Here is an 11802-nt window from a genome sequence, read left to right as displayed (position 1 = left end):
TTTAGGTACGACAGCGCCACGCATGTTGCCAGCATGCTCAGTGTTGGTGGGAGCAGTACTGGGCCGGTGTAGTGGCCCACTGACATTGCCATTGGCCACAGCAACGCCGAAGCCAGCAAGGCTAGTTGGACAGTTCTCGGTGCTCTGCCCAGCCACAGCAGGGCTACCGCCTGGGCTGCTGCCAGCAAGGTGAAGAGGACTCCCGCCGACACGTGTGTGCTGGTCGATGTTGCATCCGTGCGGATGATCAGGACCGGGAGCAGGGGCTGGAAGCACAGGCCGATCGCGGCTACCACCTGGGCTGCGCGGTAGCTGCGGGGGACGGCGTGTTCCACCGGGGCCGCCGTACGGCCGGGGAGGATCGCGCGTACCTCCCAACCGCCCTCCGGTGTGGGGCCGGTGGTCAGGGTGCCGCCCGTTTCGCGGGCCCGGGAGCGGAGGAAGCCCTGGCCTCGGCCGCCGCCCAGGCCCGCGCCGTGGGCCGGGGTGCCGGACGGGGGTGCCGCGCTGGTGATCACGACGTCGGTGCGGGTGTCGCCGTAGCGGACGGTGACCGTTGTGTGGGCGCCGGGGGCGTGGCGGGCCACGTTGGTGAGGGCCTCGCGGACGATGCCGTAGGCCGCGTCCGCCACGGCGCCGTCGGGGAGGGGGTCGATCTCGAAGTCGACGGGCTGGTTCAGGCGGCGGAAGCCTGCGATCAGGGAGTGCAACCGCTCCTCGGGGGACGGGAGTTCCTCGCGGGACGGGGCCGGGGCGCGTACCGCGCTCAGTGCCCGGGTGACCTCGCGGCCGGTCTCCGTCGCGAACTCCAGTGCCTCGGCGGCGAGTTCGGGACGGCGTTCGCGCAGGCCGAGCGCGGCGCCGGCGGTGACGACCACGGCGGTCAGATGGTGGGCGCTGACGTCGTGCAACTCCCGTTCCATACGGCGCCGTTCGGCCGCCGGGAGGCGGTGGCGCTCGGTCTCGGCGCGGTTCAGGAGGAGTTCGGCCGCCTGGCGGGCGCGGCGGGTGCGGCGTACGGAGAAGCCCGCGCCGCACGCGGTGGCGTAGAGCAGGGCGATCAGGACCAGGTCGAGGCCGTTGTTGTCGCTCAGCCCGTGCAGGGTGATGTTCTGCAGGAACTGCCAGAGCGCGAGCGTGACCACGCACAGGACCGTGGTGAAGGTGTCGCGCTCGGTCGCCACCGTGAACAGGGCGAGCGCGACGCCCGCGGTGCCGAAGACGGCCATCGCCCCTAGGGGCAGCGGGCCGGCGCCCACCGCGCAGGCGGCGGCGACCACGATGAGCGTGATCACCGGACGCGTCCGGCGCAGGGCGAGCGCGGCCGTCACGGATCCCGCGACCAGCGCGGCCACGAGCAGGTCGGCCGCGGTCGGCACGGTGCCGCGCAGCAGCGGAGCCACGGGCCACACCAGGGCCTGGGCACAGATCAGCAGGACCGGGAGCAGCCGGTCGTCGGTTCGTTTCATGACACTCAAAGGCTATGGGTGCAGGTGAGGAGCCCGGGTCAGGCGGAAGGGGGACTACGGTGCCGGGCTTCTCTATCTCTGGTTCGACGCGGCAACCGTTCTTGGGCCGGAGGACCGGACCGCGTCCCGCTCCTAGGCTCGATCACATCGAGGGAAGCGGTCGACCACCGCCTCCCACACCATCCACACCTCACAGGGGGACCTCCCATGTCCATGACCAAGCGCACTCTCCTCTTCTCCCTCGTCGGCGTCGCCGCGGTCGGCGGAGTCGTCGCCGGTGGGCTCGCCGCGTCGGCCGCCTCGGCGGCCCCCGAGAAGCCGGCCCTGGAGAACGGCTCGGCCCACTACACCGCCCCCTCCGCGAGCGGCGCCGGCTCCTTCACCTACACCGTGGACGTCAGCGACAACTCGGGCATCAAGGGCCTCAAGGTCGTTGCCTGGCCCGCGAGTTCGAAGCTGAAGCCGACGGAGGCCGACCTGCGGTTCGTCGAGTCCGCCACGTGCAAGAGCACCTCGGACGACACCTCCCGCTGCACCTATACGTTCAAGGTCACCAAGAAGGAGGCGGCCGAGGCGGCCAAGGGCACCTGGTACGTCTCGGCGCTCGCCACCGCCAAGGACGGCGACACGACGTTCGTGTCCAAGGCGGCGACCTTCGACATCGCGGGCTGACACCGGCACGCGGTCACTTGAGTTACGGCGCCCCGTCTCGACCGAGACGGGGCGCCGAGCTGTTGTTGGAGAAAGGCGTGGAAGGTCGTCGTAGAAGTACTACGGGTACCGGTGGTGTCGGAGTGGGCCTTTGCACGTCCACCACTCCGTCGCGACCTTCGTGCGCGGCCCGAACGAACCGTTCCCGCTATTGGAGTTGCGCCCGAGTGTGCCCTCGTGTCGCGGGAGACGATGTCTGGTTTGCCGTCACCGGTGCCGAACAAGGTGTGTGGGGTGTCGGTGGTGAACCTGTAGCCGGTAGGCGCGGAGCTGCCGCGTCCGAGCCACGGTTTCCTGGTTCCCCGGTACGGCGAGCGACCGGGTGGCTACAGTCTTGCTCCCGGGACGGTGACACACAGCGGTGGGGCGGTTGGGTGGAGCGACGATTCTTTATTGCGCTGGGTAGTGGCCGGTATTGCCACCTTCCCGAGGGGGAGCAACTCGCCTTCGTACCGGACGACATCAAGGCGGCACGGGAGCTGTTCACCGGGCTCGGCTACACCGCAGTGCTGCCCGGGCTCGGTGAGTACGAAGGTGCCGAGCAGATCCGCCAGAAGCTGCGCCACTGGTTCGCGGACACCGCCCCGACCGGCGACGACGCGGTCGTCCTCTACTTCGCGGGGCACGGTGCGGTCGAACCCCGCGACCGGCACTATCTGTTCACGTGGGACTCCGACCCCGAGGATCTCGCTGCCACCGCCCTCGCCACCGAGGACCTGGTGCGCATCCTCGGCAAGGGGGACCTACGGCATCTGCTGCTGATCCTCGACACCTGCGCGGGCGGCGCGGGCAGCGCGGACGCGGCCACCGTCGCTCTGAACCGGCTCGCCCGCAACCCCGCCGACACGGGTTCCACCGGCCTGTGGTTCCTGGCCTCCGCCCGCCGCAAGGACACCGCCCTGGACGGCACGTTCGTGCCGGTGTTCGCGGAGGCGATCGCCACCACCGTGGAGCGCACCGGGCAGCGGCAGCGGTACCTCGACCTGACCGTCCTCGTGCAGGCGGTCAACGAGCGGTTCGAGACCGAAGGCCGCGGCCAGCGCGCCGAGTTGGCCAGCGGCCATGTCAGCGGTCTCGCCCCCTTCCTGCCCAACGCCGGCTACCAATCCGAACTGCCGCCTCTGGGAACCGACTTGGAGAGACAGCGGCAGGTCGCGGGCCGTGATCTGGACGAGCATTTCGGACCGCGTTCGCGCGGCGTGGAGTTCGAGTCCGAGCAGGGCCTGTACTTCAGCGGGCGGGGCAAGGTGCTCACCGGGCTCGTCGAGTGGCTGACCGCCGAGGAGAGCGACGGCCGCGGCCGGATCGTCACCGGCAGCCCCGGCTGCGGGAAGTCGGCCGTGCTCGGCCGGATCGTCGCCCTCTCCGATGCTCGATATCGGGCGAAACTGAACCTCTCGGACGTGGACCCGGCGACCGTCGTACCGGAGGAGTGCGTGGCCGTTGCCGTGCACGCCCGGCACAAGCGGCTCGAAGAGGTGGTGGAGCGGATCGGGGAGACCCTCGGCGCGCCCACCGACGGCGCGGCGGCCCTGCTCCAGGAGCTCACCCGGCGCGGCCGTACGGGCCCTCCGATGGTGATCGTCGTGGACGCCGTCGACGAGGCCGGCTCGGACACCGCGGCCGACGCCGGCGGACACGGCGAGCCCCGCCGGATCAGCCGCGAACTGCTGCGCCCCATGTCGGAGATCCGGGGTGTACGCCTCCTGGTCGGTACCCGCCACGAACTGGTCCGCGCCCTCGGGCCCACCTTCACCTGCTTGGACCTCGACCAGGCCGAGTACCGCGCGGACGTCACGGACGTGACCGGCTACGTCACGCGCGTGCTGCTCGCCGCAGAGGAACCCGACGTCCGCACGCCCTACCGCGACCGGCCCGAGTTGGCCGGTACGGTCGCCGCCGCCGTCGCCGCCAAGGCGGACGGCGTCTACCTATACGCCAGGACCACTGCCCGCACCCTGCGTTCGGACGACGAGCCCATCGACGTCGGAGTGCCCGGCTGGCGGGACAGCCTGCCCACCGAGATCGGCGGCGCCTTCGACGACTACCTCGCCCGGTTCGGCGAGGCCGAGGAGCGGGTACGGCGCATGCTGCTCGCTCTCGCGTTCTCCGAGGGCAAGGGACTGCCCCGCGGGCTGGTGTGGACCGAGTTGAGCTCGGTGATCTCCGGTGTGTCCTGCACGGAGGCCGACATCGCCTGGGTGCTGGACGTCGCCGGGGCGTACGTCGCGGAAGTGGTCGACGACGACCGGCGGTCGGTCTACCGGCTATACCACAAGGCGCTCGCCGAGCATCTGCGCGACACCGCACCCCGGCAGGCGGTGGACATCCAGCGCTCGGTCGTCGAGGCCCTCGTATCACTCGTCTCCGCCGGTCCGGACATCCTGCCGGACTGGTTCGGAGCGCCGCCGTACGTCGGCCAGCACCTCGCGACGCACGCGGCGGCGGCCGGGCGGCTCTCCTCTCTGATGGAGGACCCCGGCTTCCTGCTCGCCGCCGAACCCCTTGCCCTGCTCGGGGCGTTCGCCGCCGCCGAGGACCCGGCGGCCCGGCGCATCCGGGGTGCCTACGAACAGGTCGCGCACCGCCTTGCCGCCGACCGTCCCGTCGGTGAGCGAGCCGCCGACCTGCAACTGTCCGCGCGCCGTTGCGAGGCCAACGAACTCGCCGACCGCATCGGTCAGTTGGGCATCCCGATGCCCTGGTCGGCGAGCTGGGCCTGGTGGTCGACCAGCGGGGTGCACCGCCTACTGAGCGGTCACACCAAGGCGATCGGGTGTACGGCCGTGGGGGTCTTGGACGGCCGTCCCATCGCCGTGACGGGAAGTCTCGACGGCACCGCCCGCGTCTGGGACCTGGTCTCCCAACGTCAGATCGGCGAACCCCTCCGCGTCGGCATCGCGGTGAGCGCCATCGCCATCGGTGAACTGGGCGACTTCACCGTCGCGTTGACCGGTGCGGAGGACGGCAGCGTGCGGGTCTGGGATCTGTCGGCGGGGCAGGAGTACGACCGTCCACTCATCGGCCACACCAACCGGATCGAGAGCGTCACCCTCGGCATCCTCGACGACAGCCCGGTCGTCCTGACGACCAGCGCCGACGGAACGGCCCGCATCTGGGACCTCGTCACCCGGAAGCAGTTGGGACGCGACCTCAGCGCCCATCGCCGTACGGTCAACGACGGGGCGTTCGGCGAGCTGGACGGCCGTCCTGTCGCGGTCACCGGAGGCGACGATCAGGCGCTGTACGTATGGGACTTGAGCGAGCTGATGACGAGCGGAGAAGTGCGCCAGGACGGCAATCCGCTGCTGGGCACGGCGGGGCCGGTCGAGTCACTCGGTGTGACGCGCCTGAACGGCCGTACGGTCGCGGTCGTCGGTGACGGGTACGGCATGCTCGGCGTCTGGGACCTGCACGACCGACGGCAGTTGGGCGAACCGGTGCTGGCCCACGACTCCTACACGGCCCGTGGGGTCTACTCCGTGGACATCGGGGAGTTCCGCAGCCGACCTGTGGCGCTGACCAGCGGCGCCGACGACGTACGCCTGTGGGACCTGGCCCGGCTCCAGCAGATCGGGCAGCCGCTGCGTGGGCATGTGGGGACCATCAGGGCGGCCGCACTCGTCGACCGCGCGGAGGAGTCCCTGGCCGTGACCGTCAGCAACGATCGCACCGCCCGGCTCTGGGACCTCACCACCGAGCAGCCGGAGGAGGGGCACAACCGTGACGTGGCCGCGATGGCCTTCGCCGAGGTCGAGGGCCGGCCCCTGCTGCTCACGGGGTCGTACGACCGCACTGCCCGTATCTGGGACCTGCGCACCCGCGAACAGGCCGCGCCTCCGATGGAGGGCCACTCCGGTTCGGTCGACGCCGTCGCGATTCACGCGGTGGACGGCCGGGTGACCGTCGCTACGGGCGGTGACGACACCACCGTACGGCTGTGGCACCCGCTGTCGGACGAGTCGGTCGGGCCGGTGCTCGCAGGCCATACGAACGAGGTGACCTGTGTCGCGATCGCTGAACTGGGCGGCGTGCCGGTCGTGGTCAGCGGCAGCACGGACGGCACCGTCCGGGTGTGGGACGTTCGCTCGGGCGAGCAGATCGGACCCTCGATCGCCGGACTCGTCGGTGGCGTACGCCATTTGGCACTGCGGCAGTCGGGCGGGGACCTGGAGATCGTCCTGGCCACGTCCTCGCACCACTGCTACGTCCTAAAAGCGTCCGCTCCGCAGGAGAAGACGCATTTCTTCCTGGAGGACCACACCCAGTCGGCCAGGGCCGTGGGCGTGGCCTTCCACCGGGGCCGTCCCGCCGTCCTGTGCTCAGTCGAGGGCAACGAGGTGCAGCTGCTGGACCTGTACGACAGATCGATGACGGCCGGACCGTTCCGCGGACACACCAGTATGGTCCTCAACGCCCTCCTGAGCCGGGTGGGCGACAGGGGGGTCGTGGCGACCTCGGCTCAGGACGACACCGTCCGGCTCTGGGACCTCGACACGGGCGAGGCCCTTGGCGAACCCCTGGAAGTACGGGGTTCCTCTGCCGAGTCGCCCCTGTTCGGCCGGATCGACACCACTCCCGTGCTGCTGACCCCGCACTCCCGGGTCCGGGTCTGGGACCTCACGTCCATGCATCCGCTGGGCGAGCCGTTGTGCGGCCGGGAATGGGGCATCCAGTCGGTCACCACCTTCGAGACCGCCGCCGACGGGAGGGTACTGGCCACCGCGGACGTTGAAGGACTGATCCGGGTGCACTCGTTGGCCGACGGTTACCAGGTGGCGGACCAGATCCCCGTCGTCCTGGGCGTCGACGATGGCATGACGGCCATGCCCGGGCTGGACGGCGAGGGCCCGCTGCTGCTTCGCGGCGGCTGGTCGAAGACCGAGGTGTGGACCATGACGGACCGGGAGCGCAGAGCGGTCCGGCCCCGACCCTCCGGCGCCCTTTGCGGGCATGTCCTGGACGGCAGGAACATCGTGGTCTCGGTGGGGGGTGACTACGAACTCGACGCCTGGGACCTGGAGACCCAGGACGCCGTCTGCCCGCCCATGAAGGGGCACACCTCCAGGGTCTACGCGATCCGGACCTGGACCCACGACGGAGCCGAACTCGCCGCCAGCGCCTCAGCGGACGGCACCCTCCGCCTCTGGGACCTTCGCACCGGCCTTCCTTGGGCCGACCCGCTCCCCCGCCACGAGATGGGCGCCCGTTCTCTCGACATAGCCCGCCTCGACCAGGGTGATCTCGTCGTCTCCGGTTCCGGCAAGGGCCGTCTCCACTTCTGGGACCTCGCCCAACGCCGAAGCACCGAGCTGGAGTTGGCTCCTTTCCCGGCGGCCGTCACCGCGATCCGAGTGGCCCCGGTCAACGGCAACCCCACCCTGGTCGCCGGTGACAGCTACGGCCAACTCCGACTCTGGGACACCCGCTCGCCCCGCTGGAACTTCGCCCTCGACATCGGCAGCGGCATCAGCGACATCGCCCTCGACGAGGACGGCCGGGTCTGCGTGGGTACCGACATGGGCGTGGTGGCCCTGCGACTCAACGAGGAGATGACCGCCCGATGACCCGTGTCGTACTCGTCCACGGCATCGCCCAGCAAGTGGAGGGCCCGCAGTCTCTCCTCGACCACTGGTACCCCAAGCTCTGCGACGGCCTGATCCTGGCGGACCGTCCCGTCGTACCCGCCGACGAGGTCTCCATGGCCTTCTACGGCGACCTGTTCCGCCCGGCGGGCCGCCGTGCCGTGGGCGTCCCCGATCTCGACGCGTCCGATGTCGAAGTGGGCCTGGAAGAAGACCTGTTGGTCCAGTGGTGGGAGGCCGCGGCGGCCGTCGAGACCCAGGTGACCGGGCCCGACGCACAGGTCAGGCTGCGGACCTCGCGGCGAGTCCAGCGGGCCCTGGACGCGCTCAGTCACTCCGCGTTCTTCGCGGCGCTGGCCGAGCGCATGATGATCCTCAGCGCCCGCCAGGTCCGCCGCTACTTCACGGAACCCGACATCCGCGAGGCCGTCCGGGACCGCCTCGTCAAGGCGGTGACGGATGACACCGAGGTGATCATCGCCCACTCGCTGGGCTCGGTGGTCGCCTACGAGACACTGTGCGCCCATCCCGAGTGGTCCGACCTCGCGTTGGTGACGCTCGGCTCGCCCCTGGCCGTGCGTGGGACGGTGTTCGACCGGCTGGTACCGCCGCCCCGGGACGGACTGGCCCGCTGGCCTGCCCCGGTGAAGGCGTGGACCAACATCGCCGACCAGGGTGATGTGGTGGCGCTGGTGAAGGAACTCGCGTCGGCGTTCGGCAAGCGGGTCGATGACGTCCCCGTACACAATGGGGCGAAAGCCCACGACGTACGCCCTTATCTCACGGCCCTCGAAACGGGTGAGGCCATCGGCAACGCCCTCGCCGGGCGGGGCGGCGACTGAGGAACCGGAGGTCGGGACATGGTCAACTCCTCTACGGCGGCCGGAGGTTACTCCGCCACCCCCCTCGCCAAGAAGATCGGCGTCAAGCCCGGTCACCGACTCCACCTGCGCCACGCCCCCGACCACTGGACCATCCCCGGACTCCCCGACGACTGCGAAGTCGCCGCCGGTGGCCCCCGGGGCGCGGACGTCACCGTCGCCTTCTACCGGGAACGCCACCAACTGGACGCGGAAGCAACGGAGTTGGTGCTCGGCCTAGCCGACACCGCCATGTTCTGGATCGCCTGGCCCCGCAAGGCCGCGGGTCACGTCAGTGACATCACCGAGAACGGCCTGCGCGACCTCTTCCTCCCGCTCGGTGTCGTCGATGTGAAGGTCGCCGCGCTGGGGGAGGACTGGTCGGAGCTGAAGTTCGTTCGGCGGCGGCAAAACCGGCAAAGCCACAACAAAGGTCCCGCAAAATGAACTTGAGTCGTAGGCATCGGCCGACGTGAGGCAACATCTTGGTGAACGGTGAGTGCCGCGCGGTCAGGGCGCGGGCATCGCCGGATGGCCGGATGGAGCGAGCGACGTGCCGGATGGAGTGAGCGACGTGGTCGGACCGAGGATCGCCGTCGCCGTGGTGACCATGGGAAACCGGCCCGCCGAGGTCGACGCGCTGCTTGAGTCCGTGGCCAAGCAGGACCTCCCGCCCACCCGCATCGTGATCGTCGGAAACGGCTGCCGGCTCCCCGAGTTCGCCGACCGCCTCTCCCTCCCGGGCGAGGTCACCACCATCGACCTCGACGAGAACCTCGGCTGCCCCGGCGGCCGCAACGTGGGCCTGGCCCGGCTCCGCGCGTTCGGTGACGTGGACGTCGTAGTCGAACTCGACGACGACGGACTCCTCGTCGACGCCGACGTGCTGCGCCGCGTACGGGACCTGTACGCCGCCGACGACCGCCTCGGCATCGTCGGTTTCCGGATCGCCGACGAGCACGGGGAGACCCAGCGGCGCCATGTGCCGCGGGTCGGCGCGGGGGACCCGATGGAGGGTGGGTACGTCACCGGGTTCCTCGGCGGCGGGCACGCGCTGAGCATGGCGATGCTGGCCGAGACGGGGGACTGGCCGGCCGAGTTCTTCTTCGCGCACGAGGAGACCGACCTCGCCTGGCGGGCCGCCGATGCCGGCTGGCGCATCCTCTACGCCCCCGAGCTGCTCCTCCAGCACCCCAAGACCTCGCCCGCCCGGCATGCCATCTACTACCGGGTCACTGCCCGCAACCGGGTCTGGCTGGTCCGCCGCCGGCTCCCGCTCGCGCTGATCCCGGTCCACCTGGGCATCTGGACGCTGCTCACCCTCGTACGGACACGGTCGGTCGCCGGGCTGCGGGCCTGGTTCGGCGGGTTCGTGGAGGGCGTGCGCGAATCGGCGGGGGAGCGGCGGCCGATGCGCTGGCGGACGGTGTGGCGGCTGACGCGGCTGGGGCGCCCGCCCGTCATCTGACCGCCCCGTAGTACCTCAGGCGTATCGGGTGAATCGGGTGTATCAGGGGTAGCTGACCGACCCGTAGTACCTCAGCTGTGCCCGTAGTGCCTCGGGGGTAAGGGACGAGGGCCCCGGTCGATCACCTCCGCCGACCGGGACCCCTCGCGTCCCCGGACCCGGCCACGACGGCGACACTCCCCCGAGTTGCGCGTCGTACGCGCGCACCCTCGGGCCAGATCCGATGATGTGATCACATCAGGTCGCACCAACGAATCGCTAACATGTGGCCAAGGGTGCGCACGATGCTCCCGCGCCGCGTGGCCTGAAGTCGCCGGGCGGTCGCGGGGAACGGCCGGTACGGCAACGGATTCCGGCCCTCGGCAGCCCGGGCAAGGTGGCGGGAAACCGCCGTGAACAGGGCGGAAATCCGCCAGGACGGCGGAGACCTCCGCCGCTGAGCACGGCCGCGAGAGCGCGGGAGGCCGCGCGGAAAGGTGACGGGTCGGTGTGATGCGGTGCGAGCTGCGGTTCGGACTGCTGGGCACGCCCGTCCTCTTCAAGACCCTTGGCTACGGCAATTCCCCTGGCCGCGACGGCTCGTCCGGCCGCGATGATTCGCCCGGCGACGACAATTCCCTCGGCCGCGACGATCCCGTGCACCCCATCGGCAGCCCCAAGGTGCGGGTCCTGCTCGCCGCGCTGCTTCTGGAACCCGGCCGGGTGGTCTCCGTCGACGCCCTCAAGGACGCGCTGTGGGGCGGCTCACCGCCGGCGTCCGCGCATGCCTCCCTGCACAACCACGTGACCCGGCTGCGCCGACTCCTCGACGATCCCGAACGGCTGCGGGCCGTACCGCCCGGCTATGTGCTCCGCGTCGACGAGGGCGAACTGGACGTCCATGTCTTCGAGGCCCACGTCGCCGCCGCCCGCACCGCGCACGCGGCCGGCGACTGGCCCGGCACCGCCCACGCCTGCACGGCGGCCCTCGCCCTCTGGCGCGGCACCCCGCTCAGCGGCCTCCCCGCCGAACTCGGTGGCTACGCCTTCGCCCAACGCCTCACCGAGGCCCGCCTCCTCGCCCTCGAATGGCGCTACGACGCCGAGTTGGCCCTGGGCGGCGCCCGACTCGGCGCTCTCGTACCGGAGTTGGCCGCCCTGGTCGCCGACCACCCGCTCCGCGAGGCCTACCACCGCCAGTTGATGCTCGCCCTCCACCACACCGGCCGCCAGGCCGAGGCCCTCGCAGTCCACCGCGACCTGCGCAACCGCCTGATCGAGGAACTCGGCATCGAGCCGGGGGCGGGGGTGCGGGGGGCGCATGTGGAGGTGTTGCGGGGAGCGGGGGTTCAGGGGGAGGCGCGTTGGGTTCGGGAGGGGGCACGTACGGAGTTGCCTCAGGGGGAGGCGGTCGGCGGGGCTGGCCGGAGCGGCGAGGTCGGCACGGCTGGCCGGGTCGGCGGGGCCGGCGGTGCCAGCAGGGCCAGCGAGATTGGCGGGGCTGGAGGGGCTGGCCGGTCTGGCGAGGTCGGCGAGGGTGGCCGGGTCAGCAAGGTCGGCGCGGCTGACGCGGCCGGTGGAGTCGGCGGGGCTGGCCGGGTCGGCACGGCCGGTGGGGTCGCCGACACGGACGAGCCGGCGAACGCGCCCACGGCACATGGTGTCTCCGACTTCACGGCACCCAGTACCTCCGACCCCACCGCACCCGGTGTCCCTCACTCCACGGCACC

7 protein-coding genes are annotated in these 11802 nt (G+C 71.0%); 6 read left to right on the top strand and 1 reads right to left on the bottom strand.

Features of this window, described 5'->3' with window-relative positions:
• Window positions 1-1469, bottom strand: a 1469-nt coding sequence (locus SPR02S_RS46165) for a histidine kinase (protein WP_019063846.1), incomplete at its 3' end; no start/stop codon positions are given.
• A gap of 213 nt (window positions 1470-1682) precedes the next feature.
• On the opposite strand from SPR02S_RS46165, the gene SPR02S_RS46160 reads away from it, so the two are divergent.
• The 6 genes from SPR02S_RS46160 to SPR02S_RS57880 form a co-directional block, all read left to right on the top strand.
• The gene (locus tag SPR02S_RS46160; protein WP_026151491.1) at window positions 1683-2141 is read left to right on the top strand and encodes a DUF5707 domain-containing protein; all 459 of its coding nucleotides are present in this window, start codon (window positions 1683-1685) and stop codon (window positions 2139-2141) included.
• Window positions 2142-2554: 413 nt separating this feature from the next.
• Window positions 2555-7747, top strand: coding sequence for a caspase family protein (locus SPR02S_RS46155; protein ID WP_019063844.1), 5193 nt, complete (start codon window positions 2555-2557; stop codon window positions 7745-7747).
• Window positions 7744-8607, top strand: a complete 864-nt coding sequence (locus SPR02S_RS46150) for a BAR domain-containing protein (protein WP_019063843.1) — start codon at window positions 7744-7746, stop codon at window positions 8605-8607. Before SPR02S_RS46155 ends, SPR02S_RS46150 begins: the two co-directional genes overlap by 4 nt.
• Before the next feature lie 18 nt (window positions 8608-8625).
• Window positions 8626-9072, top strand: coding sequence for a hypothetical protein (locus tag SPR02S_RS46145; protein WP_019063842.1), 447 nt, complete (start codon window positions 8626-8628; stop codon window positions 9070-9072).
• A gap of 127 nt (window positions 9073-9199) precedes the next feature.
• A complete protein-coding gene (locus SPR02S_RS46140; RefSeq protein WP_020684280.1) occupies window positions 9200-10093 on the top strand; it encodes a glycosyltransferase family 2 protein in 894 nt (297 codons plus the stop codon).
• 492 nt (window positions 10094-10585) lie between these two features.
• Window positions 10586-11802, top strand: a 1217-nt coding sequence (locus SPR02S_RS57880) for an AfsR/SARP family transcriptional regulator (RefSeq protein ID WP_245607743.1), incomplete at its 3' end; no start/stop codon positions are given.

The organism is Streptomyces prunicolor NBRC 13075 (genome assembly GCF_000367365.1).
GTDB lineage: Bacteria > Actinomycetota > Actinomycetes > Streptomycetales > Streptomycetaceae > Streptomyces > Streptomyces prunicolor.
This window is presented reverse-complemented; position numbering and strand designations above follow the sequence as displayed.